Origin of the sequence: Cytobacillus massiliigabonensis (genome assembly GCF_900199725.1) — a bacterium.
GTDB lineage: Bacteria > Bacillota > Bacilli > Bacillales > Cytobacillaceae > Cytobacillus > Cytobacillus massiliigabonensis.
Window position 1 is genome coordinate 1,597,471 of sequence record NZ_LT904904.1, and the last position, 22,917, is coordinate 1,620,387.

Genomic DNA, 22,917 nt, shown 5'->3' on the forward strand with positions numbered 1-22,917 from the left:
GTATAATTAGTTAATTGGGTTGGAAGGAGGGGTGGAAGTTGCTCTGGAAAAAAAGAAAGAAATACAGAAAGGCTATTTTTTTATGCATTTTCCTTTTGCTCTTTCTTGCAGGATGCACAGTAAATAAAGAGCCGGAACAGCATTCTTTAAAGAATCATCAGAAGGAAACAATAAAGGAAGCGATTCCACCTGCTTTTCTCGATCAAGAGTTAAAGCTTCCTGTCCAAATAGAAGAAGGTCAATTTAACAGTGTGAGCAGCTGGCTAAATAATGAAGAAATTGTGTACATAACGAATGTCGGGTTAGGATCTCATGTGTATACTTATAATATATATACTGGTAAAAACCAGCTGATTTTTGAAAGTGAGTCCCCGGTATCCTCAGTTATTGCTAGTCCTTCAGGTGAACGTTTATTGGTTCATACTGTGCCAACAACCTTTGAAGGGATTATTACAATTATTGATCGTTATGGGAAAGAGATAATGTCTGAAAGAATGGAAGCATTTGACTTTGTTTTTGAGTGGAATCCTTATGATGAGGATCAGCTGCTTCTTTCCTCATTTACAGAAAGCTGGGACTTTTCTACTTATCAAATGAATCTTAAAGAGAAAAAGCTGATTCCTATTCCATTAAAGGAGCCATTTGCAGGTTGGAAGAGCAAGGATGAGCTTGTTTTTTTAGATTGGGGACAAGAGGAAGCTTTGTTATTTGCGCCTCTAAAAAAGAAATTTATATTTAGTGAACAGGACGATACAATTCTAGACAATGTATACAATATGAAGGCAATCGAGAATTTAATCATGACCATTACTGTTCCTAATGATAAAATAAATGAGTCGGCATATACTTTTCTATCCAGTGATCTTAATAAGCTAACAGTCTTAAACATCCCGCATTTAACGAGATTTTCTGACTGGCTAATCCCGTACTTTGATTTTGATGAGAAGGATCACTTTTATACTTTTGCTCCTAAGTATAGTTCGGAAGCTGATACATATGCCGAAGGGTTTCAGCTTCTTTCATTAAATATCGAAAATGGAGAAAAGACAGTGGTTTTCGAGAAGATGGAAAATGAGCCTTTAAGCTGCTCTCCAAATGGAAGTCATTGTTTGTACGGGTTTTATTATGAAAAGCTAATCAATATGGATTCAAAAGATATTATGCCTATCATTAAGGAAGAATAACTAGAAAAAAGGATGGTAAAGATGGCAATAGTAGACGTAACCGTTATTCCAATTGGGACTGAAACACCGAGTGTAAGCAGTTATGTAGCTGATATTCAGCGTGTATTAATGGACTATGAAAAGAAGGGGCAAATTCGCTTCCAGTTAACGCCAATGAATACGATAATCGAAGGAGAGCTTCCTGTTTTATTCGAGGTCATACAGGCTATGCATGAAGTTCCTTTTGAAAAAGGTCTTATGAGGGTAGCAACAAATATTCGTATTGATGATAGAAGAGATGTAAAAAGAAAAATGGAAGAAAAAGTCCAACGTGTTGAGAACCAGCTCAATCAATAAAAAAGAAGGATTCCCAGAGATGGGATCCTTCTTTTTTATTGCACCTGATCAAGGCGCCTTTCGCATTTCATTGTCTAGCTTCGGCTCCTAGCAACTACTGGACTTCAACCTTCCTCCTTACGATAAGTCAACATCGAATCGCTATCGCTCTTCGTGTTTCCTTTATCTCAGTCCGAAGCCCTCCAGTCCATACGTCGCTGAACAGTCGCCTCCGCATTTCTAGTTAGTGTGTTGCAGGGTATCCGCTGTTGATTAGTGTTAATAATGCAAATCCGCCAAATACAACGAATGAACCGGCAGCAAAAACGAAACCTAGAATATTCTTATTTTTAAGAGCACTCCAAGCACCATAAGCTGCTAAAATGGCAACTAAAAAGAAGATAATGACGATTCCCATAAATAAAAGCCCCCTTTTGTTATGATAATCAGGCATATGCCCATTGGAAAATCATATTCAGGTATGGAACCTGTATGTAATACTATATATACATTCGTATTATATTCTATATTTTTTTCTCTTATTTGTCGAGGTCAAAAAGTGACACTTCTATGTCGTTCATCCTACTATTCCCTTTTATAGTATAAAATATCTTCACTTTCCGATAATAAATGAGTTTCCTTTAATTTCTTTGTTAATATAGTGTAAAATTAGTGCATATATCCACAAACGGAGGTGTTAATCATGGAATGGCATCAAATTCCATTAGGTCTATTACAAACAAATTGTTATATTGTTTCAAAAGAAGATAATAATACTTGTTTAATTTTTGATCCAGGGGAAGAAGGAGAGAAATTAAGCAGCTTTATTCTTGAAAAACAGCTAAAACCCCTTGCGATTATCCTTACTCACGCACATTTTGATCATATTGGTGCAGTGGAGGAGATTAGAAAGAAATTCAATATCCCGGTCTATATTCATGAAAAAGAAGCCGACTGGCTAATAGACCCGGCTTTAAATGGGTCACAATTGTTTGAAATAGGCAAGCCTGTGAAAGGAAACCGTGCAGATTATGTATTAACAGACGAAAAGGAACTGAAAATTGGCAGTTTTTCTTTTGAAATCGCAGAAACGCCGGGCCATTCACCAGGCAGTTTATCATTTTACTTTAAAGAAGCGGGATTTGTGATAGCTGGGGATGCATTATTTAGCGGGAGTATTGGGCGGACGGATCTTCCTGGGGGAGATCATGCCCAGCTGCTTAAAAGCATCCATGAGCAATTATTAATTTTGCCTGAAGAAACAATTGTGCTTCCAGGACACGGCCCTGCCACAACAATTGGACAAGAAATGGATTCAAATCCATTTTTAAATGGGTATTAATAAGAAAAGCGGAGGCGACTGTTCAGCGACGTATAGACTGGAGGGCTCCGGACTGAGATAAAGGAAACACGAAGAGCGAAAGCGAATCGATGTTGACTTATCGTAAGGAGGAAGCCTGAAGTCTAGTAGTCGCTAGGAGCTGCAGCTGGACAAAGAAAAGCGGAGGCGACTGTTCAGCGACGTATGGACTGGAGGGCTCCGGACTGAGATAAAGGAAACACGAAGAGCAAAAGCGATTCGATGTTGACTTATCGTAGGGAGGAAGCCTGAAGTCCAGTAGTCGCTAGGAGCTGCAGCTGGACAAAGAAAAGCGGAGGCGACTGTTCAGCGACGTATAGACTGGAGGGCTCCGGACTGAGATAAAGGAAACACGAAGAGCGAAAGCGAATCGATGTTGACTAATCGTAGGGAGGAAGCCTGAAGTCTAGTAGTCGCTAGGAGCTGCAGCTGGACAAAGAAAAGCGAAGGCGTCTAGACAAATAGAAAAGCCCTTCTCCAAGGAGAAGGGCTTTTCTGGGGGATGTTCTATTCATATAATGGGAGGGGATATAGTTAAGCTACTAATAGTAGAATATAATAAAGTTAACACTATGTCAATGGTGAAAAGTAATAGGGATAAAAAAATATTCTAGCATTGCCTCTAGTTTTATCCACTATCTTCTTCATTAATTAGGAGAATCATAATGATAAATTATTTAAAGGAATATATACAAAAGAATCCATTTGGAAAAATTACATTTGCAGATTACATCATGCAAGCACTTTATCATCCACAATATGGTTATTATATGAATGATAAAAGGAAAATTGGACGTGAAGGAGATTTTATTACGACAAGTAATATTTCAGACATATATGGCAGATCCATTGCTAAATGGTTTTACAGGAAAGCAACTGAACTAGATCTTCCATTTTCCATATGCGAAATCGGTGCTGGGACAGGTCGGTTTGCTAAAGCCTTTATTGATGAGTGGAAGATGATATCCGCTAAACCGATTCAATATTTTATTTTAGAAGAAAGCCCTTATCATCGGAAATTACAGCAGGAGGAATTAATTTTTGATGAGAATATAAAGCAGATTGCAAGTTTGGAGGAAATCTCACCTTTTGATGGTTTGATTTTTTCTAATGAATTATTTGATGCGTTTCCAGTCCATGTAATAGAAAATCAAGCTGGTCAATTGCAAGAGGTCATGATTTCAGTGAAGGATGATTTGCTTGTTGAGAGTCTTGAACCGTTAAATAATGAAGAAATTAAATCTTTTCTCGAACGTAGCGGGTTAAAATTGAATAATCAGCAGCGTATTGAAATCCCATTACAGATGGAATCAATGATTATAAGCATGTCCAAGACTATTCAAAGAGGGTTAGTGCTTACGGTTGATTATGGTTATACAAATGAAGAATGGCTAGAGCCAGCAAGAAGGAATGGGAGTTTAAGGGGCTATTTCAAGCATCAGCAAATTAATAATATTCTCGAACGTCCTGGGGAAATGGATATAACAAGCCATATTCATATTGATGCGTTTATCAAAATAGGGAATCAATTAGGGTTAAAGCATGAGAATACATGGAGACAGGATGAATTTTTGCTAGCTGCAGGAATTCTAGAGGAACTTCAGGAGAATTACGATCCGAATCCTTTTTCAGATATAAGCAAAAGAAATCGGGCGATACGCAGTCTTATTATACCAGGGGGAATAAGCTCATCCTTTCATGTGATTTTGCAGCAGAAAGGAGTATAAAGGATAATAAAAAAGCGATGGAATCCATCGCTTTTTTATTATGTAGCTAAACTTTGGTTTTTAGTGACCAGCACCTGGAACCATCATAAATGTGGTCCAATAAGTGAAGCCTACGAAAAACACAGTTAAATATCCTGCAAAAACATACAAATACATACGTTCAGAAAGCTTTAAGTAGCTTAAAAGCAGGAAGAATCCTGTTTGGGCAAAGAAGATTAAAGACGTTGTATACATATCTCCTAAGAAAAACATAACAGCAAATATTCCCGTCCAAAATCCACAAACCTTATACATACGATCCATATGTATCCCTCCTTTTCCCCTAGCAATTCACATCATTACATATTATAAGTTAAATGATAGATAAAAGTAAATAACCTTTGTTGCTACTTTGTGACGATTGCATGATAAGAACAAGAATCGCAGCCGCCAAGCATATTTTCCTTTTCAACTAACTCGATGGAATTAAACAGTGCCTCAAACATGCCCTTTAGAAATTCGTAATGCATATTACATACTGATTCAGCATGTTCAAGAGCTACTTCTTTAAATGGACAGTTATAAATTTGGAAATAAATTTTGCTTTGATCCTCATTTACTTCAAATTCCGGATGGAAGCCTGATAAGGTAGATGCATTTTTTAGGATGTTCAGTTTGTGTTCAAATGAAAGTTCTTCATTGTTGTTCGAAGTACGGTTTATTTCTTGTTCTACCAATTCCTTGCCAAATGACTTTCCTGTCAAATACAAGGCTTTCTTTCCTTCTTCTCCAAGCGAGAGCATGGTTTGCATGGCAATTTTTGAAAGCAGCTGATAGTCACGGTAAGGAAAATGTAACTGAATCACATCTTGAGATAGGCGATATAATCTGCTTGGTCTCCCGCCTTTACCAGTTTTCTGGGTATCAGAGACGAGCATGTTTACATCTTCAAGCTTTGATAGATGGAGTCTGGCTACGTTTGGATGAATGTCGAAGTTATCTGCTATTTCCTGTACAGTTACATCCTTATGTCTTTTTGTAATGTATTGATAAATATAATAGCGTGTTGGATCTGATAATACATTTGTTATTTTTAACGTTTGTTCCACTTATATTCACCTCAAGTAGGATTTGATTCCATTATAATACAGCTATAAAGGGTTAACACTGTATTCACTATTAGTTTATAAAAAGTTCACAATTAAACCAATAACATAAGTCACAAATTTATATAAATTTTGATAAATTTCAACAAATTTTCTAATGTAAATTAATATTTGTCTATTCTTTGAATCCTTATTTTATGAAAATTTCATATTTTTAATCGAATTATTTGTCAAAAAAAGCAGGAGAATATATAATAAGGTCGAATTAAACTCCTAACAAATGAAAAGGTGGTGTGCGATTCAATTGAATACGATTGAAAGGCTAGCCGAAAGAATCATTAAAGATGCTGTTAGAAATCATGCATCTGATATCCACATTGTTCCCCGAAGAAAAGATACCCTCATTCAATTGCGTCTTGCTAACAAACTAATTCCCAGACTTTACTTGCCGAAAGAAGAATGTGACAGACTTATATCACACTTCAAGTTTACAGCTTCAATGGATATCGGAGAAAAGAGACGACCGCAAAGTGGTGCGTACTCCTATCAAATTGATGGCCAAATGATTGGTTTCCGTTTTTCAACGCTCCCCTCTAGCCATAATGAAAGCTTAGTCATCCGAATCCTCCCACAGCAAGAACAAATTCCTTTCTACCAAATTTCTTTATTCCCTAGTATGACCCGAAAACTGCTTGCCCTATTAAAACATGCCCACGGATTAATCATATTTACAGGTCCGACTGGATCAGGTAAAACAACCACTCTTTACTCACTTCTAAATGAAACTTCCCATATGTTCAATCGCAATGTCATCACTCTTGAAGATCCTATTGAAAAAGAAAATGATCGGGTGCTACAGGTTCAAGTGAACGAAAAAGCTGGTGTTTCCTATGCCACTGGTTTAAAAGCAATCTTAAGACATGATCCAGATATCATAATGGTTGGGGAAATCAGGGATGCAGAAACAGCCAAGATTGCAGTGAGGGCTGCGCTAACAGGCCATTTAGTTCTTTCAACAATGCATACGAGGGATGCGAGAGGAGCCATCTACAGGTTGAGCGAATTTGGTGTGGATGCAGTAGAAATAGAGCAGACTCTTGTGGCAGTAACTGCACAGAGGCTTGTGGAATTAGCCTGTCCGTTTTGTTATGGGGAATGTTCCCCATACTGCTATTGCTATGGCAGGTTGAAAAGAGCAAGTGTTTTTGAGCTTTTAGCTGGGAGGGCATTGAATGCTACTATGAAGGCGGCGAGGGGAGAAGAGGCTATTATTAAATACCGAACGATAAAGGATATTATAAAAAAGGGAATTGCACTTGGTTTTATCAAAGAGACAGAATATGAGCGGTGGGTGCTTGAACATGATCAATCGTAAGTGGAGTTTGCAGGAGCAATGCCTTTTTTTAAAACGAATCGGTGAATTGCTTGCCAGAGGCTATCCTTTATCAGAAGCAATTGAATCCCTTTTATTTCAGCTGCCAAACAAAAAGAAACTTGAGCTTAGTCAGTGTCTGGCAGATCTAAGAGAAGGCTACCCTTTTTATCAGGTTTTGGCTAAACTTCGGTTTAATCATCACTTGATTGGCTATGTGTATTTTGCTGAGCAGCACGGCGGTTTAGCCAATGCCTTCCAAGATGGAAGTGAAATGATGCTGAAGCGGGATAGTGATTTGGAAAAGCTAAAAAAATTGTTAGTTTATCCTCTATTTTTGATCTTTATTACTGCTGTCTTATTTATTTTTGTTGAGAGAATAATATTGCCTAGATTTTCCTCACTTTTTATCTCTATGAGCCTCAAGCCTAATTTCTTCACACAGGCAGTTTCCATATTCGGCGAAATGATGCCGTACCTCATGATGTGTCTATTTTTATTATTCCTTCTTCTCTTATTTTACTACTACTGCAGATTTCGCCATTTTTCTCAAATCAAACAAAAGAAAATACTTGTCTCTATTCCAGTTCTTGGGGTGTTTTTCAAATTGTTTTATACTCACTATTTTTCTGTGCAAATTAGTTATTTAATAGCAGGAGGATTATCCGTTCATGAAGCGCTTAGCTTATTTGAGAACAATGATAAACAGCCGCTTTACAAAGAGCTTGGCGAGGAATTAAAGGATGGCTTGCGGAAGGGGGATAGGCTTGAGGATATATTAATAAGGTATCCATTTTTCGAAAGTGAGCTTGCTCATATTATTAGACACGGACAAAAGAATGGAAAATTAGATCAAGAGCTATTCTTTTTTAGCCGGTATTGTTTAAACCTGCTGGAGGAAAGAACAGAAAAAACGTTAAAAACGGTCCAGCCATGTTTGTATGTATTTATTGGCTTATTAATTGTATCCATGTATTTAGCTGTATTATTACCGATGTTTCATTTATTGGAGGGGTTTTAATGTTGAAAATAATCAAAAATGAATATGCATTTACACTGCTTGAAATGATGATTGTCCTTCTCGTCATTTCAGTTCTGCTGATTATTACAATACCGAATATTACTAAGCATAATGGAAATATCAATAAAAAAGGATGTGAAGCATATGTAAAGATGGTTCAAGCCCAGGTGCAGGCATATGAAATCGAGCATAAAAAACCGCCTTCAGATGTAAAAGCTTTAGTGGATGAAAAATATTTGAACGAAAATGAAACAACTTGTCCAAATGGAGAAGCTATAGTGATTACAGATGGAAAAGTATCATCAAATCAAAAGGAATCATCCTCTAATGATTAACTCAGAAGATGGCTTTACATTATTAGAATCCCTGTTTGTATTGAGTGTATTCCTCATTATTGCTTCTATTTCTGCTTTCGTGTTTAAATCTCAATTTGTTTCTCTTGAAAAACAGCAATTTATCAGCCAGTTAAGAGCCGACCTATTATATGGACAGCAATATGCCATGTCACATCAAGTTTTGGTTACTGTTAATATTCTCCCAGAGGAGAATTCCTATTATTTACGCGAGGGCTATAATAAAGGATTCCTTATAAAAAGGGAAATTCCTGAAGTGGTCACAATCAAAGAAGGCTCCATGAAGTTATTTTTTCAGTTTAAGCCTGATGGGAATATTAATCGATTTGGCTCTTTTTTGATCAAAGTGGATAAAGTATGGTACAGAATGACCTTCTTAATCGGTAAGGGGAGATTTTATGTGGCGAAAGAATGATGGATTCTTCCTGGCAGAATTGTTATTAACTCTTTCTGCATGGCTACTCATTGCAAGTGTCCTTTTTCCATTGATTATTCAAGCTGTTAATCAATCTCTCCAAGTCAGACAGGAATTCCTTGCTGCTGAAATTTTATACGAAAGTTTAATAGATTCGAAGAAGAGATCGGTATATCCACTCAATGAAACAATTGTAGTCAACCAAACTTTATATGAGATTATTACAAAGGAGAATGGGGAATCTGCGAATATGGAGGTATGCATTAAATATGAAGATTTTCTCCAAAAGTCCTATGAAACGTGTGAAATCTTTGAATAATAAAGGCTTTACAATGACAGAAATGCTCTATTCATTCTCAGTTTTCCTCATAATCGTCTCCTTTTTTCCCCTTAGCTTTAAATACCTATTCCAAAATGAACAGTTTGAAGCGAGAAATAAAATAATGGAATGGCATGTTTTTGTACAGCAATTGAAAAAGGAAGTCCGGCTATCTGACGAGTTGTTTGTATTCAATGATAAAATTATCTTAAAGAAAGATGGGCAGACTATACTGTTTGATAAGCATGGAACAAATATTAGGCGAAGAGTAGATGATAAAGGGCATGAAATTGTTTTACAGCAGGTGGAAACGGTCCGATTTGATGAGTTACATGATGGCATCCGGCTAACTGTAAAAGATATATTCCATCAACAGCATACTGCGTCCTTCATTTCATTCCTTAATATGGAGGCAGACTATGATCCGTAATGAAAAGGGTTTTTCTTATCCTCTAACATTTTGTGTGATTCTCCTTGCCTTTGTTGTCCTCTCTATTCATCTTGAATTATACATTTCCGAGAAAAGAATAATAAACGAAACAGTCACGATGCTAAAACAAGAATATTATTTTTTAAGTGCGATGAAATGGACGGAAGAGCAACTTTTAGTAGAAGAGAATGAGGGGGGATCAGGCATATATTCTTTCTTGGATGGCGAGGTAAATTATCATTCCGTAAAAGTTACAGACAGCCTTCTTCGGGTAACATTTGTTTTAACAATGAAGGATTCCCCAGAAATCACTGGAGTTGGTTACTATGACAAAGAACTTAAGAAAATGATAAAATGGAATGAAAAAAATTGAGTGAGGATTTGAATATGAAAGCAATTTATTTGACTGGATTTATGGGAGCGGGGAAAACAACGATTGGAAAAGCACTTGGTGAATATTTGGAGATGCCGGTTTTTGATACGGATGAGGAAATTGAAGTGAAAGAAACACTTACAATTAGTGAGATATTCGAACAGCAAGGTGAAGAGTTTTTTCGTGCCCTTGAGACAAGAATATTAGGGGAGCTTCCTGTAAAGGATGCAGTAATTACAACAGGCGGAGGAATTGTCTGCAGGGGGGGAAATAGGCAGTTTATAAAAGAACATGGAATTGTAATTTTCCTATTTGCGAGCAAGGAAGAAATTGTGAAACGGCTTGAACTGGACGAAACTAGACCATTGCTTAAAGGGGATAAACTTGAAAAGATAGCGGTCCTTTATAATGAAAGGCTGCCTATATATAAGCAGGCTGCTGATTTTACGGTTGATACGACAGGAAAAGAGATTGGTGAAGTGGTAAAAGAAATCGTTTCTTGTTTAAAGTTGCAATAAATGGGCATACTTGGACATATAGTACGGTTTATTTTGATAGAAATCAGCTAAGTGCAGGTGTGGCTATGAAATCAAATGATTATGTGAAATACATTACGCAGACAGTAGTGAAATATATTGATCAGCCAAAGGATGAACGGAAAAAATATCGTATAGAAAAAAAGAATGCAAAAGAGCCTTTTTTATTGAAATGGTTCGGAATAATCCCTTATGCCATTTATGCTTTGTTCAAAAGAAAATAAATTAAAAAGAAACCGGTACTGACCGGTTTCTTTTTAATTTACAATTGAACGCTGAAATGCATCTTCTGTCAAATAAAATAACCCTCCATTAATGATAGATATATTTATTCTAGGTTCATACTGCTCCTTTAATGCCATTTTCTCAATTTCATAGCTTTCTTCCTTATCCTCCATTTCCTCATAAAAATGTTCAAGCAAATTTAAATCCTTTTCCCAGCGTGCTGTCGCTTCTTCTGCCCATGTGTGGTCCTCTTTTTTTATTTCATTTTGTAAATAATGCTGAATCCTTATCATCCCGCTTTTGGGCATGATTAAAGGGGATAAGGTAAAAGAGTAATCAGGAATTTTAGGAGTAAGCTCTAGTTCTAAGAGTTTATCATGAAACCCATCTATCATTTGTCCATTAATCAATTGCAGTCCAATCGACTTGAAGACATCCCTTTTACGATCACATTGGTAGGAGATGCGAACGTTCATTCCGAGCCATGGGCGTAATGGGGTTTGCTGGCCAAATGTATTCTTATTTTCGTATAAGCGAATATAGCCTGCAAGCTTCTTCGTGGATTCGAAGATTTGATGCAGCCTTGGGGAGCCAAAATGGATGGTTTCCCCTTTTAATGTTTTTGGTGCAGCTTCTGGATTTGTTATCATTGTCAGCTGCATCGGATTTGGGATGCCACCCGTTTTCTCTAAATAATGCCAGTAGAAGGGACGATTCATTAGCTGTTTGTCTAGCTCAATTGTTAATTGTACGGTTAGATAGCCAGATCCCGACTCAATCATTTCACAGCTGTTTGCGTGAAAATATCTTTCAAGAAAGTGCTGAATTTCCTGCTGCTGCACTGCCTTCACCTGCTTTCATCTCTTCTGCAAATTGAATCATTGACGTTAAGTTGTCCATCTTAATTCTCATTTCCCCTTCTGAAGAAGATCTGCCAAAAATGTCAATGAGATGGTCATCGATATTTCCGAAGTCAAGCTTTGTTAGAATATCATCCAGGTCGCCAATTACTTTTTCAAACAGATGTATTTTTTCATATAATAGCTTCAGAACGTGTTCTTCTACAGTATCCTTTATGGCGAAGTTGTAAATGTTCACATCTTTCTCCTGTCCCAGACGATGGACCCGTCCAATTCTTTGTTCAAGACGCATTGGATTCCAAGGCAAGTCGAAATTTATTATATGATTGCAAAATTGAAGGTTAATTCCTTCTCCTCCAGCTTCCGTAGCGATGAGAACTTGGGCGTTTTTTTGAAATAGCTCTCTCATCCAATCCTTTTTGCCTCGCTTGAATCCTCCTCTAAAAGGGACTGAAGTAATTCCATGCTGTTTGAGAAACCATTGCAAATACATTTGTGTGGCTCGATATTCAGTAAAAATGATCACCTTATCATTAATTTGCTGTATCAATTCAAGTGCCTTTTCTGCCTTCGAATTCCTTTGAACTGCTTCTACCTTCGTTATTAACAATTGAATTTGTTCCTGAAATTCTTTAGTTGGCTCCTCTTTTTTCTGGAGCATATTTTTTAATGTGAAAAAAACAGACTCTCTGCTGCTGCAAGCTTCCCGTTGAAGTGTCATCTCAGAAAATTGGCTTGAACTCATCCAGTTCCCATCACTTCGAAGGTTTGTGACTGATTCATATAGTTCTCTTTCTTCCCTCGAAAATTCAATGGGCAACGTTTCGACATTCCGTTTCGTCCATTCAATCCCTGTATCCGCTCTTCGGTTTCGAATCATCACTTTATTAACAAGCACTTTTAAATATTCATCATCATCCAGTGTTCGAGAGTCCTTTTGATATTTTTGATAAAAATCCGCTTCATTTCCTAAATGGCCAGGCTTTAATAAAGAAACTAAGTTAAAGATTTCACTGATCCGATTCTGAATCGGTGTGGCTGTAAGGAGCAAGCAAAATTTCTTTTTTAAGTTTTGAACAAATTCATAGTTTTTTGTCTTATTGTTTTTCAGTTTGTGCGCTTCATCGATTATAACTAAGTCATAGTCTTGATTATAAATAATATCTTTATGCGGGCTGCGCTTTGCTGTATCAATCGAAGATACAACCACATCGCATTGTTCCCATACATAGCTTTTGCGCTGTGCGATGGCAGGGATGAAAAATTTTGAATTTAATTCGATCGCCCATTGAGTCACAAGGGAAGCAGGAACAAGAATTAGCACCTTCTTCACTAGTCCCCTAATCATATACTCTTTTAAAATCAAGCCAGCTTCAATTGTTTTGCCCAAACCTACTTCATCCGCTAGAATAGCTTTTCCATTCATATTTTCTACTACCTGCTTAGCCACTTCCAGCTGATGCGGCAAAGGAACAAGACTTGATAAGTGCTTAGGGGCCTGAAGCCCTTCAAATTCTGGAATAATTGTATGGTTTTCCACTTCTAAGGCTAATTTATATAGCTCCCAGCTTCCCCATGGTCCGTCCTCTTCAATTCTATGTAAAAATTCATTTTGCCATGAAGAATCAAAATTAATTTGCACTGACATCTAATCCAGCTCCTTAAAAAGAGAAAAATAATTCCCCATTGCTCAAAAGTAGTTCTAATGGTAGGATAAAATTAGCTTTGAAAGTTTTGAAATTTGCCACTTTATTTAGTTAATCGAAATAATATTGTTTACTTTTATTTTCCGTTACGTTTTCGTTGGTATTTGCGTTTAGTATGAACCAATTTGGAAAATTTTATAAATGCGGATGAAGGCAAGGGGAGAGACTACATTTTGTAGCGCCGAAGGAGCAAGCAATATCAATTGTGAATCTCTCAGGCAAAAGAACCCTTGTTGGACGTAGCTCTGGAGAGAGCTCATTTTTATTGAGCCACCAAAGGGGAAAACCGTAAACGGTAAACTTTCAGGTGCAAGGACAGAGATCTTCTCACGATTTGAGGGGATTCTCTGTCTTTTTTTATGGTTTTAAGGTAAATATTCAAACCTTTCAAATGGATTAAAAGGGGGACGAGTAAATGTCACAGTTAAAACGAACACCATTATTTGATGTTTACAAAGAGTATGGTGCAAAGACAATCGACTTTGGAGGCTGGGATCTGCCTGTTCAGTTTTCAAGCATCAAAGAAGAGCATGAAGCGGTAAGAACAAAAGCTGGTTTGTTTGATGTATCCCATATGGGTGAAATTGAAGTCAAGGGTCCTGACAGCCTTTCATACCTTCAAAAAATGATGACAAATGACATCTCAAAATTAAAAAATTCAGCAGCCCAGTATACAGCTATGTGTTATGAAAATGGCGGAACTGTTGACGATTTGCTCGTTTACAAATTAGAAGATAATCACTATTTACTTGTAGTGAACGCATCTAATATTGAAAAAGATTATAAATGGCTAGAAGATCATCTTGAAGGCAATGTTGAGCTGAAGAACCTCTCTGATGAAACGGCGCAGGTTGCCATCCAAGGTCCAGTGGCAGAAGAAGTGCTGCAAAAGCTTGCAGGAGATACAAATTTAGCTGAAATTGGTTTCTTTAAATTCCAGGAGAATGTAAATTTAAATGGGAAGAAAGCACTTGTTTCCAGAACAGGCTATACAGGTGAGGATGGCTTCGAAATATATTGTGATGCACAAGACGTTGTGGCAATCTGGAAGGATATTTTAGAAGCTGGGAAGGACGAAGGAGTTCTGCCTTGTGGCTTAGGAGCTCGTGATACATTGCGTTTTGAAGCAAATCTTGCTCTTTATGGACAAGAATTATCACCAGAAATTTCTCCTCTGGAAGCGGGAATTGGCTTCGCAGTAAAAGTGCAAAAAGAAGCGGATTTTATTGGGAAAGAGGCGCTTGCTGCTCAAAAAGAGAGTGGCTTAGCAAGAAAATTAGCAGGGATTGAAATGATCGATCGCGGGATTCCTCGTCACGGCTATCCTGTATATAAAGGCGATGAACAAATTGGTGAGGTGACAACAGGCACGCAATCTCCATCATTAAAGAAAAACATTGGTCTCGCCCTGTTAAAAACAGAACATACTGAAATTGGTTCTGAAGTGGAAGTTGAAATACGCGGAAAGCGCCTTAAAGCAGTTGTGGCGGCTACGCCTTTCTATAAAAGAGAGAAAAAATAGGAGAGGAGACAACACTATGAAACATCGCTACTTACCGATGACAGAGACAGATAAGAAAGAAATGCTCGAAACAATCGGTGTAAACTCAATCGATGAATTATTCAGTGATATTCCTGAACGAGTAAGATTTAAAGGGGAATATAACATCAAACCTAAGAAAACAGAAACGGCATTAATGAAAGAACTTACACAGCTAGCACAAAAAAATGCGGATTTAAGAAGTCATACTTCCTTTTTAGGTGCAGGTGTCTATGATCACTACATGCCTGTTATTGTCGACCATGTTTTGTCTCGATCTGAATTTTACACAGCTTATACACCGTATCAGCCTGAAATTTCTCAGGGAGAGCTGCAGGCAATCTTTGAATTCCAGTCCATGATCTGCGAATTAACGGGGATGGATGTAGCGAACTCTTCTATGTATGATGGAGGAACAGCTTTAGCTGAAGCAGCAATGCTTAGTGCAGGGCAAACGCGCCGCAAAAAAGTTCTCATTTCAAGTGCTGTCCATCCAGAAGCAAAAGAAGTGGTGAAAACCTATGCGAAAGGTCAATATATCGAGGTAATTGAAATTCCACATAAGGATGGAATTACAGATGCTGCTGTTTTAAAAGACATGATCAATGATGAGATTGCAGCAGTTATTGTTCAGTATCCGAACTTTTTTGGCCGTATTGAACCGTTAAAAGAACTTGAAGAAATCATTCATGCACAAAAATCATTGTTTGTTGTTTCAAGCAATCCGCTTTCACTTGGGGCATTAACACCTCCAGGAAAATTGGGTGCGGATATTGTTGCAGGTGATGCGCAGCCGTTCGGTATTCCGACAGCATTTGGTGGTCCGCATTGCGGCTACTTCGCTGTAACAAATAAATTGATGAGGAAGGTTCCAGGCCGTCTTGTTGGTCAAACGGTTGATGAAGAAGGACGAAGAGGCTTCGTACTTACTCTTCAAGCACGCGAGCAGCATATTCGCCGAGATAAAGCCACATCTAATATTTGTTCTAACCAGGCACTAAATGCACTTGCTGCATCTGTTGCAATGACAGCACTTGGCAAAAAAGGTGTCAAGGAAATGGCTTTATCCAATATCCAAAAAGCACACTATGCAAAACAGGCATTTAAAACAAAAGGTTTTGAGATTGCGTTTGAAGGTCCTTCCTTCAATGAGTTTGTCGTGAAATTAAATACATCTGTTAAAGAAGTAAATAAAAAGCTTTTAGAAAAAGGAATGATTGGCGGCTATGATTTAGGCCGGGATTATTCAGATTTAAAGAACCATATGCTAGTTGCTGTCACTGAACTAAGAACGAAAGAAGAAATTGATACATTTGTAAATGAAATGGGGGATTACCATGCATAAGGATGATCAAGCACTCATTTTTGAAATATCTAAACCTGGCCGCATCGGTTATAGCCTCCCGGAAATGGATGTTCCGGAAATAGATATAAACGAACTGATTCCTGCTGGATATTTAAGAGAAGAAGAGCCGGAGCTGCCAGAAGTGTCAGAGCTTGATATTATGCGTCATTATACAGCTCTTTCTAATCGAAACCATGGGGTTGACTCAGGTTTTTATCCGCTAGGATCATGTACAATGAAATATAATCCAAAAATCAATGAGAATGTGGCACGCTTCCCAGGATTTGCCCATTTGCATCCATTGCAGGATGAGAGTTCTGTCCAAGGGGCATTAGAGCTTATGTACGATTTACAGGAGCATTTAATTGAAATTACAGGGATGGATCAAGTCACACTTCAGCCTGCTGCTGGTGCACATGGTGAATGGACAGCGCTAATGATGGTTCGTGCATTCCATGAGGCTAATGGTGACTTTAACCGGACGAAAGTGCTCATTCCTGACTCTGCTCATGGGACGAACCCTGCTTCTGCAACTGTTGCTGGTTTTGAAACGGTTACAGTTAAGTCAGGTGAGAATGGGTTAGTAGACTTAGATGATCTGCGCCGGGCCGTTGGGGAAGATACAGCAGCTCTGATGCTGACGAATCCAAACACATTAGGGCTTTTTGAAGAAGATATTCTTGAGATGGCTGAGATTGTTCATGCTGCTGGAGGAAAGCTTTATTATGATGGAGCGAACTTAAACGCAGTTATGTCGAAGGCACGTCCAGGGGATATGGGATTTGATCTTGTACATTTAAATCTTCATAAAACATTTACCGGTCCTCACGGTGGCGGAGGTCCTGGTTCAGGCCCAGTTGGAGTAAAAGCAGATTTAATTCCGTTTCTGCCTAAGCCGGTGCTTGTGAAGCAGGGGGATCAATATGTATTAGATTATGACCGCCCGCAATCCATTGGTCGTGTAAAGCCTTATTATGGCAACTTCGGCATTAATGTTCGTGCATATACGTATATTCGCACGATGGGTCCAGATGGACTAAAAGCGGTGACAGAATATGCTGTATTAAATGCAAACTATATGATGAGAAGACTGCAGGAATCGTATGATCTTCCATTTGATAGACATTGCAAGCATGAATTTGTCCTTAGCGGCAAGCGTCAAAAGAAACTAGGCGTAAGAACACTTGATATTGCCAAGCGCCTCTTAGACTTTGGCTATCATCCGCCAACCATTTACTTCCCATTAAATGTGGAAGAATGTATCATGATTGAACCGACTGAAACAGAATCAAAAGAAACACTTGATGCATTTTGTGATGCAATGATTCAAATAGCGAAGGAAGCAGAAGAGAATCCAGAAATTGTTCAGGAAGCGCCTCATAATACTGTGATTGGCCGTCTTGATGAAACATTGGCAGCTCGTAAACCTGTTCTTCGTTATCAAAAACAATAACATGACAAGACTGGTTCTAATTATTGAACCAGTCTTTTTTATTTACTGATAATTTATAGTTTGAAGACTCATTTGCAAAGAAAATAGGAGAATTGCAAATAAAACTGGTTTTTCGCAAATAAAAAAGGGCAATTGCAAATAAAAGTTATTTTTTGCAAAAAAAGAGGGCAATTGCAAATAAAACCGGTTTTTCGCAAATAAAAAAGGGCAATTGCAAATAAAAGTTATTTTTTGCAAAAAAAGAGGGCAATTGCAAATAAAATCTGTTTTTTCGCAAAAAATAGGACGCTAGCAAATATAAATGGTTACTTTGCAAATAAAAAATCCTCTGCACATATATGCAAGAGGATTTTGTTTTATTAGTTTTTTGCTTTTATTTTGCCGCCCCATTTTTTAAAGCCGCCCTGTAGATGATACAGGTCTTTGTAACCTCTGCGGTAAAGGAATTGTGCAGCTCTTCCACTTCTCATTCCGCTTTGGCAATATAAATAAACAGGCTTGTCCGGACGTAGCTCTTTTAAGCGTACTTTCATTTGAGACATTGGAATATTTCGGGCACCAAGAATATGTCCAGCATCAAATTCATTCTGTTCTCGGACATCGATTAATTGGGCTTTTCGATAACCCTCGCGAAATTGTTCTTCTGTTAACGTTTTGACAATTTTCCTTTGATATAACCATGTAATAACCGAGTAGACAATAATTGCCCCTAATATAATTAGAAGTAAATAAAGGGTATTCAATGCGTCTTTCTCCTTTCAATCTTAGCTAGACCATCTTTTATTATATAGGTCTTTCTTGATATGAGTAAAGGAATTAAGATAAATTTTCTTCTATTTCCCTATTTTCTTCAACTTCCTTTGTTTTTTTATTGTATTTTGATAGACTAAAAAACGTAAACATAGCAAAACAAATAGTAAAAGAGGTTTTAAAATGACAAAAGAAGTTTGGCGTTTTATTGATTCTGGTGCAGGCTCACCTTCCTTTAATATGGCATTGGACGAAGCACTTCTTGATTGGAATAGCGAAGGGAAAATCCCCCCGGTTATCCGTTTTTATGGATGGAATCCGGCTACTCTATCAATTGGTTATTTTCAAAAGGTAGAAAAGGAAATTGATATGGAACAGGTGAAGGCACACGGACTTGGTTTTGTCCGTCGTCCGACTGGCGGCAGAGGCGTGCTCCATGAGCATGAGCTTACATATAGTGTGATTGTTTCTGAGGAACATCCTGATATGCCAAAAACTGTCACTGAGGCTTATCGAGTGATTTCTGAGGGAATATTGAAAGGATTCCATCACTTAGGAATGGATGCGTACTTTGCTGTTCCAAGAACTGCGGAGGAACGTGATTCCTTGAAAAATCCCCGATCGGCTGTTTGCTTTGATGCACCAAGCTGGTATGAGCTAGTTGTTGAAGGGCGGAAAGTGGCTGGGAGTGCACAGACTAGGCAAAAGGGTGTAATTCTCCAGCATGGCTCTATATTGCTTGATTTAGATGAGGACAAGCTTTTTAGCTTATTCAAATATCCAAGTGATCGAGTAAAAGAGCGGATGCAAAAAGCTTTTAAAAGTAAAGCAGTTGCCATTAATGAAATAAGTAAGGAACGAATTACGTTAGAGCAGGCAAAAGAAGCGTTTAAGAAGGGTTTTGCTGAAGGGCTGAATATTGAACTTGAGCCATATGAGCTGTCGGAAGAAGAGCTTGCTTATGTCAATAAAATTGCTAATGAGCGATATGAACAAGATGAATGGAATTTCAAAAGATAAAAGCGGCTCCGGCCGTTTTTTTTTACCTTTAGCGTTAACAGTGAGATTGAAATATGACAAATGTCACCTGAAATAAATGACAAAATCCACTAATCCAAAATCTTCCTTCACCTTAATATAAATGTAGAACTAATGGAGGTGGAAAAATGGATTCGATAGTGGTGCTCGATCATGTAACGAAAACATTTAAAAATAAAAAAGCGGTGGACCATGTTTCATTTTCGATAAAAACAGGAGAAGTTGCTGCAATTCTGGGTCCGAATGGAGCGGGGAAAACGACGACCATTATGATGATGCTTGGGCTGCTTAATCCAACGAGCGGGGAGGTGGAATTATTTAATAGTCACCCGAAGGAAAAGAAAATCCGGGAGAGAATTGGGGCGATGCTTCAGGAGGTCAGTGTGATTGATGCTTTAAAGGTGAAAGAAATTATTCAATTATTTAGAAGCTATTATCCCAATCCGATGCCATTTGAAAAACTAGTAGCATTTACAGGTTTAAGTAATGATGATCTAAAGAGAAGGGCGGATAAACTTTCTGGAGGGCAGAAGCGTCGTCTTGGGTTTGCTCTTGCATTGGCAGGGGATCCTGATTTAATTTTTTTGGATGAACCGACTGTAGGGCTGGATATTACTTCCCGAAAACTGTTTTGGAATACCATTGGAGAATTAAAGGCTCTCGGAAAAACGATTATTTTTACAACACATTATCTTCAGGAAGCGGATGATGTTGCAGATCGAATAATTTTATTTAATCATGGAACAATTATTGAAGATGGGACACCGGCAGAAATTAAAGCAAAACTATCTAAACAATCTGTGTCGTTTGCTGCAAGCGAAGAAATATCTATTGCTTCATTAAACAATCTTCCACATGTCTCAGAGGTATATAAAAGAAACGATAGAATCTATGTAATAACCGATGAAACAGATGCTGTTATCGCTGCGCTATTTGAAAAGAAATTTAAAATTAGCGGAATTCAAATTGAACAGGGACGCTTAGATGAGGCTTTTGAGCAATTGACTGAAGATAAGGAGGCGATATAAATGAGTGCTTTTCGTATGCAATGTAAAGCAGAAATCATCCGAATTCTGCGAAACCCATACTTTGTCTTTTGGTCACTGCTTATGCCGATCGTCTTTTATGTTATTTTCACTAAAGTCTTTAATACGAATATTCAAGATAAACAAGAGTGGCATGCTCATTACTTAATGTCAATGACAACGTTTAGTGTGATGGGTTCAGCCATTATGACACTTGGAATTAGACTTGTGGAAGAACGGACAAAAGGATGGTCATTATTTATGAGGATCACCCCGCTATCTGACCATGCCTATTTTGCTGCAAAAATGATTGGGCAAACAGTCATTCACCTCTTCTCTATTGTGATTATTTTTATTGCTGGTGCTTTAATTAACGGGGTTGCTCTATCAGCAATTGAATGGCTGATGAGCGGTTTGTGGATTTTGTTTGGATCGCTTCCGTTTCTTGCTTTAGGGACGCTAGTTGGAACGATGAAGAGAGTAGATACCGCTTCTGGTATTTCAAATGTTATTTATATGATTCTCGCAATATCAGGAGGCATGTGGATGCCGATGGATATAATGCCGGAGTTTATACAAAAAATTGGGGTATGGCTTCCTTCATATAATTTAGGAAATGGTGCCTGGGAAATCATCCGCGGGAATAGTCCAGAATGGATAAATTTCCTTCTATTAATAGGATATCTTTTCCTTTTCATGCTATTATCTAGTTATATTAGGAGAAAGCAGGAAGCGGCGGTGTAGTTACATGTCAAAAGGAAAATTAGAGATTTTCCCTGCAAGGTATGGGTTTTTCCCTTATATGTTTTTAATCTATCTATTTATGCCGGGTTATTATATCTACTTTGAGACAGGCTGGAAGCTGTATGCCGGTTATGGATTATTAGGATTATTCCTACTTACATACCGGCAGCTTTATTTTGCTGGGAAGACTTTTACAAATTGGTTAATCCTTCAGATAAGTATTGTTTTATTTTTATCTATCTTTATTAATATAAATATTTTATTTTTAGGCTTCTTTCCAGCACATTTTATAGGCTGGTATGAGGAAAAGAAGCGGTTCTTTTTAGCTCTGTTCTTTTTTGGAATATCTATTTTTACCCCGGTAATTGTTCATTATAATCATTTAAATCCGAGTGCCTTGTTTTATTTTATCCCCTTTATCCTCATTATGTTGTTTTCTCCATTCGGCATTCGCTCGATGAATAGCAGAATGGAGCTGGAAAGACAGCTTGATGAAGCGAATGAACGGATTGAAGAACTAGTGAAACGTGAGGAAAGAGTGAGAATTGCACGTGATCTTCATGATACGCTTGGTCATACACTCTCGTTGATTACATTGAAGAGCCAGCTTGTCGGGAAGCTGCTAGCGAAGGATATTGAACGAGCTAAGCATGAAGCTAAGGAGATAGAAAGAACCTCCAGGGCTGCATTATCGCAAGTAAGAGAGCTTGTCTCAGACATGAGAGCGATTACCATTTCGGAGGAGCTGCTGGCGTCTTCTGCCATTCTTGAAGCTGCAGGCATCCATTTTCAATATCATGATGACTCTATGCATGAGAAAGTTTCAGCAATTACTCAAAATATTCTAAGCATGTGTTTGCGTGAAGCAGTGACGAATGTGGTAAAGCATAGTCATGCAAAAAATTGCCATATTTCAATCATTGAAAAAGAAGGAGAAATGATGATTAGTATTCAAGATGATGGAAAAGGGATGGCTGAAAATTGTGAAGCGGGAAATGGACTGAAGGGTATTTCAGAAAGACTTGAATTGATTGATGGGGCATTGAAGATCGCAGCTCATAAAGGGACAAAGCTAGTTATTACTGTCCCAGTCATTGTGAAGGAGAGAGAGGCAGGTGTTGTTTCATGATCAGAATCGTAATAGCGGAAGATCAAGGAATGCTTAGGGGAGCACTTGGTTCCCTTCTTGATTTTGAGGATGACATAGAAGTGATCGGACAAGCCAAAAATGGAGAGGAAGCGTTTCATTTCATTCAAACCCTTAAACCAGATGTTTGTTTAATGGATATAGAAATGCCGCTTATGAGCGGTTTAGAAGTAGCAGAGGAATTAACAAAGCAAGGTTCAGATTGTAAAATTATCATTTTGACAACATTTGCTCGTCCTGGTTATTTTGAACGTGCTGTAAAAGCGGATGTTCATGGGTATATGCTTAAAGATGGATCAAGTGATGAGCTGGCAGAGTCTATCAGAAGTGTGATGAAAGGGAAACGTGAATTTGCTCCTGAGCTCATTTTTGGCAGTATGAAAGATGAAAATCCTTTAACGAAGCGTGAGCGTGAAGTGTTGCGGATGGTAGCTGATGGAAAGACAGCTAAAGAGATATCGGCAATCCTTTTTTTATCAGCTGGAACTGTAAGGAATTATATGTCTGAAATCATCAGCAAGCTGCATGTGAAGAACCGAATGGAAGCAATCAGCATAGCAGAAGAAAAAGGATGGATATAAAGAAAACGAGGCA

At 38.0% G+C, this 22,917-nt stretch carries 27 protein-coding genes and 2 riboswitches; of the genes, 21 read left to right on the forward strand and 6 right to left on the reverse strand.

Annotated elements, in window-relative coordinates:
• Positions 1–38 precede the first annotated feature (38 nt).
• Together C1726_RS18940 and C1726_RS18945 are read left to right on the forward strand one after the other, a co-directional pair.
• Positions 39–1,184: a YqgU-like beta propeller domain-containing protein gene (locus C1726_RS18940; protein ID WP_102274573.1), complete on the forward strand. Its 1,146-nt coding sequence runs from the start codon at positions 39–41 to the stop codon at positions 1,182–1,184.
• Positions 1,185–1,205: 21 nt separating this feature from the next.
• A complete protein-coding gene (locus C1726_RS18945) occupies positions 1,206–1,520 on the forward strand; it encodes an MTH1187 family thiamine-binding protein (protein WP_102274574.1) in 315 nt (104 codons plus the stop codon).
• 223 nt (positions 1,521–1,743) lie between these two features.
• On the opposite strand, the gene C1726_RS18950 is transcribed toward C1726_RS18945, so the two are convergent.
• A complete protein-coding gene (locus C1726_RS18950) occupies positions 1,744–1,917 on the reverse strand; it encodes a DUF2759 domain-containing protein (protein WP_082631840.1) in 174 nt (57 codons plus the stop codon).
• 285 nt (positions 1,918–2,202) lie between these two features.
• Here C1726_RS18950 and C1726_RS18955 point away from each other — a divergent pair, with 285 nt between their 5' ends.
• Both C1726_RS18955 and C1726_RS18960 read left to right on the forward strand, forming a co-directional pair.
• Positions 2,203–2,841 (forward strand): MBL fold metallo-hydrolase, encoded by a 639-nt coding sequence (locus C1726_RS18955; protein ID WP_102274575.1) that lies wholly within the window; start codon positions 2,203–2,205, stop codon positions 2,839–2,841.
• A gap of 683 nt (positions 2,842–3,524) precedes the next feature.
• Complete coding sequence (locus tag C1726_RS18960; RefSeq protein ID WP_102274576.1) at positions 3,525–4,586, forward strand: class I SAM-dependent methyltransferase; 1,062 nt, start codon at positions 3,525–3,527, stop codon at positions 4,584–4,586.
• Positions 4,587–4,646: 60 nt separating this feature from the next.
• Here C1726_RS18960 and C1726_RS18965 read toward each other — a convergent pair whose 3' ends face one another.
• The gene (locus tag C1726_RS18965; protein ID WP_102274577.1) at positions 4,647–4,889 is read right to left on the reverse strand and encodes a DUF2626 domain-containing protein; all 243 of its coding nucleotides are present in this window, start codon (positions 4,887–4,889) and stop codon (positions 4,647–4,649) included.
• Between the two features lie 83 nt (positions 4,890–4,972).
• On the reverse strand, positions 4,973–5,674 hold the full coding sequence (locus C1726_RS18970; RefSeq protein WP_102274578.1) for a helix-turn-helix transcriptional regulator: 702 nt from the start codon (positions 5,672–5,674) through the stop codon (positions 4,973–4,975).
• Between the two features lie 301 nt (positions 5,675–5,975).
• On the opposite strand from C1726_RS18970, the gene comGA reads away from it, so the two are divergent.
• The 9 genes from comGA to C1726_RS19015 all read left to right on the forward strand — a co-directional run bounded on the left by comGA (position 5,976) and on the right by C1726_RS19015 (position 10,714).
• Entirely contained in the window at positions 5,976–7,046 is a 1,071-nt protein-coding gene (gene comGA / locus C1726_RS18975; protein ID WP_102274579.1) for a competence type IV pilus ATPase ComGA, read from the forward strand.
• Positions 7,033–8,064, forward strand: coding sequence for a competence type IV pilus assembly protein ComGB (gene comGB / locus C1726_RS18980; protein WP_102274580.1), 1,032 nt, complete (start codon positions 7,033–7,035; stop codon positions 8,062–8,064). Before comGA ends, comGB begins: the two co-directional genes overlap by 14 nt.
• Positions 8,064–8,399: a competence type IV pilus major pilin ComGC gene (gene comGC / locus C1726_RS18985; protein WP_102274581.1), complete on the forward strand. Its 336-nt coding sequence runs from the start codon at positions 8,064–8,066 to the stop codon at positions 8,397–8,399. The genes comGB and comGC overlap by 1 nt, the downstream gene beginning before the upstream one ends.
• Positions 8,392–8,832, forward strand: a complete 441-nt coding sequence (gene comGD, locus C1726_RS18990; protein ID WP_102274582.1) for a competence type IV pilus minor pilin ComGD — start codon at positions 8,392–8,394, stop codon at positions 8,830–8,832. The genes comGC and comGD overlap by 8 nt, the downstream gene beginning before the upstream one ends.
• Positions 8,816–9,151, forward strand: a complete 336-nt coding sequence (locus tag C1726_RS18995) for a phosphatase (RefSeq protein ID WP_102274583.1) — start codon at positions 8,816–8,818, stop codon at positions 9,149–9,151. Before comGD ends, C1726_RS18995 begins: the two co-directional genes overlap by 17 nt.
• On the forward strand, positions 9,126–9,581 hold the full coding sequence (comGF, locus tag C1726_RS19000) for a competence type IV pilus minor pilin ComGF (protein WP_268877054.1): 456 nt from the start codon (positions 9,126–9,128) through the stop codon (positions 9,579–9,581). The genes C1726_RS18995 and comGF overlap by 26 nt, the downstream gene beginning before the upstream one ends.
• Entirely contained in the window at positions 9,571–9,954 is a 384-nt protein-coding gene (gene comGG / locus C1726_RS19005) for a competence type IV pilus minor pilin ComGG (RefSeq protein ID WP_102274584.1), read from the forward strand. Before comGF ends, comGG begins: the two co-directional genes overlap by 11 nt.
• Before the next feature lie 14 nt (positions 9,955–9,968).
• The gene (locus tag C1726_RS19010) at positions 9,969–10,472 is read left to right on the forward strand and encodes a shikimate kinase (protein WP_102274585.1); all 504 of its coding nucleotides are present in this window, start codon (positions 9,969–9,971) and stop codon (positions 10,470–10,472) included.
• Positions 10,473–10,537: 65 nt separating this feature from the next.
• The gene (locus C1726_RS19015; RefSeq protein WP_102275860.1) at positions 10,538–10,714 is read left to right on the forward strand and encodes a YqzE family protein; all 177 of its coding nucleotides are present in this window, start codon (positions 10,538–10,540) and stop codon (positions 10,712–10,714) included.
• Between the two features lie 33 nt (positions 10,715–10,747).
• Here the strand turns inward: C1726_RS19015 and C1726_RS19020 are convergent, their stop codons facing one another.
• Together C1726_RS19020 and C1726_RS19025 are read right to left on the reverse strand one after the other, a co-directional pair.
• A complete protein-coding gene (locus tag C1726_RS19020) occupies positions 10,748–11,557 on the reverse strand; it encodes a YqhG family protein (protein WP_102274586.1) in 810 nt (269 codons plus the stop codon).
• Entirely contained in the window at positions 11,526–13,223 is a 1,698-nt protein-coding gene (locus tag C1726_RS19025; protein ID WP_102274587.1) for a DEAD/DEAH box helicase, read from the reverse strand. The genes C1726_RS19020 and C1726_RS19025 overlap by 32 nt, the downstream gene beginning before the upstream one ends.
• A 205-nt stretch (positions 13,224–13,428) precedes the next feature.
• Positions 13,429–13,521: riboswitch (glycine riboswitch) on the forward strand.
• Positions 13,522–13,524: 3 nt separating this feature from the next.
• A riboswitch (glycine riboswitch) is annotated at positions 13,525–13,602 on the forward strand.
• Between the two features lie 94 nt (positions 13,603–13,696).
• On the opposite strand from C1726_RS19025, the gene gcvT reads away from it, so the two are divergent.
• The 3 genes from gcvT to gcvPB are packed head-to-tail and all read left to right on the forward strand — an operon-like array spanning position 13,697 to position 17,619.
• The gene (gcvT, locus tag C1726_RS19030) at positions 13,697–14,803 is read left to right on the forward strand and encodes a glycine cleavage system aminomethyltransferase GcvT (RefSeq protein WP_102274588.1); all 1,107 of its coding nucleotides are present in this window, start codon (positions 13,697–13,699) and stop codon (positions 14,801–14,803) included.
• Between the two features lie 16 nt (positions 14,804–14,819).
• Entirely contained in the window at positions 14,820–16,166 is a 1,347-nt protein-coding gene (gcvPA, locus tag C1726_RS19035) for an aminomethyl-transferring glycine dehydrogenase subunit GcvPA (RefSeq protein WP_102274589.1), read from the forward strand.
• Positions 16,159–17,619 carry an aminomethyl-transferring glycine dehydrogenase subunit GcvPB gene (gene gcvPB, locus C1726_RS19040; protein ID WP_102274590.1) on the forward strand — a complete coding sequence of 487 codons (1,461 nt, stop codon included), beginning with the start codon at positions 16,159–16,161 and terminating at the stop codon, positions 17,617–17,619. The genes gcvPA and gcvPB overlap by 8 nt, the downstream gene beginning before the upstream one ends.
• A gap of 359 nt (positions 17,620–17,978) precedes the next feature.
• Here the strand turns inward: gcvPB and C1726_RS19045 are convergent, their stop codons facing one another.
• Positions 17,979–18,362, reverse strand: a complete 384-nt coding sequence (locus C1726_RS19045) for a rhodanese-like domain-containing protein (protein ID WP_102274591.1) — start codon at positions 18,360–18,362, stop codon at positions 17,979–17,981.
• 190 nt (positions 18,363–18,552) lie between these two features.
• On the opposite strand from C1726_RS19045, the gene C1726_RS19050 reads away from it, so the two are divergent.
• The 5 genes from C1726_RS19050 to C1726_RS19070 all read left to right on the forward strand — a co-directional run bounded on the left by C1726_RS19050 (position 18,553) and on the right by C1726_RS19070 (position 22,904).
• Positions 18,553–19,389: a lipoate--protein ligase family protein gene (locus tag C1726_RS19050; protein WP_102274592.1), complete on the forward strand. Its 837-nt coding sequence runs from the start codon at positions 18,553–18,555 to the stop codon at positions 19,387–19,389.
• A 146-nt stretch (positions 19,390–19,535) separates the two neighbouring features.
• Positions 19,536–20,435: an ABC transporter ATP-binding protein gene (locus C1726_RS19055; RefSeq protein ID WP_102274593.1), complete on the forward strand. Its 900-nt coding sequence runs from the start codon at positions 19,536–19,538 to the stop codon at positions 20,433–20,435.
• Positions 20,436–21,176, forward strand: coding sequence for an ABC transporter permease (locus tag C1726_RS19060; protein ID WP_102274594.1), 741 nt, complete (start codon positions 20,436–20,438; stop codon positions 21,174–21,176).
• Between the two features lie 4 nt (positions 21,177–21,180).
• Entirely contained in the window at positions 21,181–22,305 is a 1,125-nt protein-coding gene (locus C1726_RS19065) for a sensor histidine kinase (protein ID WP_102274595.1), read from the forward strand.
• On the forward strand, positions 22,302–22,904 hold the full coding sequence (locus C1726_RS19070; RefSeq protein ID WP_102274596.1) for a response regulator transcription factor: 603 nt from the start codon (positions 22,302–22,304) through the stop codon (positions 22,902–22,904). The genes C1726_RS19065 and C1726_RS19070 overlap by 4 nt, the downstream gene beginning before the upstream one ends.
• Positions 22,905–22,917 lie beyond the last annotated feature (13 nt).

Bases quoted from the DNA above. Each gene is read 5' to 3' on its own strand.
- C1726_RS18945 (WP_102274574.1), top strand. From the start codon at position 1,206: ATGGCAATAGTAGACGTAACCGTTATTCCAATTGGGACTGAAACACCG.
- C1726_RS18950 (WP_082631840.1), bottom strand. From the start codon at position 1,917: ATGGGAATCGTCATTATCTTCTTTTTAGTTGCCATTTTAGCAGCTTAT.
- C1726_RS18955 (WP_102274575.1), top strand. From the start codon at position 2,203: ATGGAATGGCATCAAATTCCATTAGGTCTATTACAAACAAATTGTTAT.
- C1726_RS18960 (WP_102274576.1), top strand. From the start codon at position 3,525: ATGATAAATTATTTAAAGGAATATATACAAAAGAATCCATTTGGAAAA.
- C1726_RS18965 (WP_102274577.1), bottom strand. From the start codon at position 4,889: ATGGATCGTATGTATAAGGTTTGTGGATTTTGGACGGGAATATTTGCT.
- comGB (WP_102274580.1), top strand. From the start codon at position 7,033: ATGATCAATCGTAAGTGGAGTTTGCAGGAGCAATGCCTTTTTTTAAAA.
- comGC (WP_102274581.1), top strand. From the start codon at position 8,064: ATGTTGAAAATAATCAAAAATGAATATGCATTTACACTGCTTGAAATG.
- comGD (WP_102274582.1), top strand. From the start codon at position 8,392: ATGATTAACTCAGAAGATGGCTTTACATTATTAGAATCCCTGTTTGTA.
- C1726_RS18995 (WP_102274583.1), top strand. From the start codon at position 8,816: ATGTGGCGAAAGAATGATGGATTCTTCCTGGCAGAATTGTTATTAACT.
- comGF (WP_268877054.1), top strand. From the start codon at position 9,126: ATGAAACGTGTGAAATCTTTGAATAATAAAGGCTTTACAATGACAGAA.
- comGG (WP_102274584.1), top strand. From the start codon at position 9,571: ATGATCCGTAATGAAAAGGGTTTTTCTTATCCTCTAACATTTTGTGTG.
- C1726_RS19010 (WP_102274585.1), top strand. From the start codon at position 9,969: ATGAAAGCAATTTATTTGACTGGATTTATGGGAGCGGGGAAAACAACG.
- C1726_RS19015 (WP_102275860.1), top strand. From the start codon at position 10,538: ATGAAATCAAATGATTATGTGAAATACATTACGCAGACAGTAGTGAAA.
- C1726_RS19025 (WP_102274587.1), bottom strand. From the start codon at position 13,223: ATGTCAGTGCAAATTAATTTTGATTCTTCATGGCAAAATGAATTTTTA.
- gcvT (WP_102274588.1), top strand. From the start codon at position 13,697: ATGTCACAGTTAAAACGAACACCATTATTTGATGTTTACAAAGAGTAT.
- gcvPA (WP_102274589.1), top strand. From the start codon at position 14,820: ATGAAACATCGCTACTTACCGATGACAGAGACAGATAAGAAAGAAATG.
- gcvPB (WP_102274590.1), top strand. From the start codon at position 16,159: ATGCATAAGGATGATCAAGCACTCATTTTTGAAATATCTAAACCTGGC.
- C1726_RS19050 (WP_102274592.1), top strand. From the start codon at position 18,553: ATGACAAAAGAAGTTTGGCGTTTTATTGATTCTGGTGCAGGCTCACCT.
- C1726_RS19055 (WP_102274593.1), top strand. From the start codon at position 19,536: ATGGATTCGATAGTGGTGCTCGATCATGTAACGAAAACATTTAAAAAT.
- C1726_RS19060 (WP_102274594.1), top strand. From the start codon at position 20,436: ATGAGTGCTTTTCGTATGCAATGTAAAGCAGAAATCATCCGAATTCTG.
- C1726_RS19065 (WP_102274595.1), top strand. From the start codon at position 21,181: ATGTCAAAAGGAAAATTAGAGATTTTCCCTGCAAGGTATGGGTTTTTC.
- C1726_RS19070 (WP_102274596.1), top strand. From the start codon at position 22,302: ATGATCAGAATCGTAATAGCGGAAGATCAAGGAATGCTTAGGGGAGCA.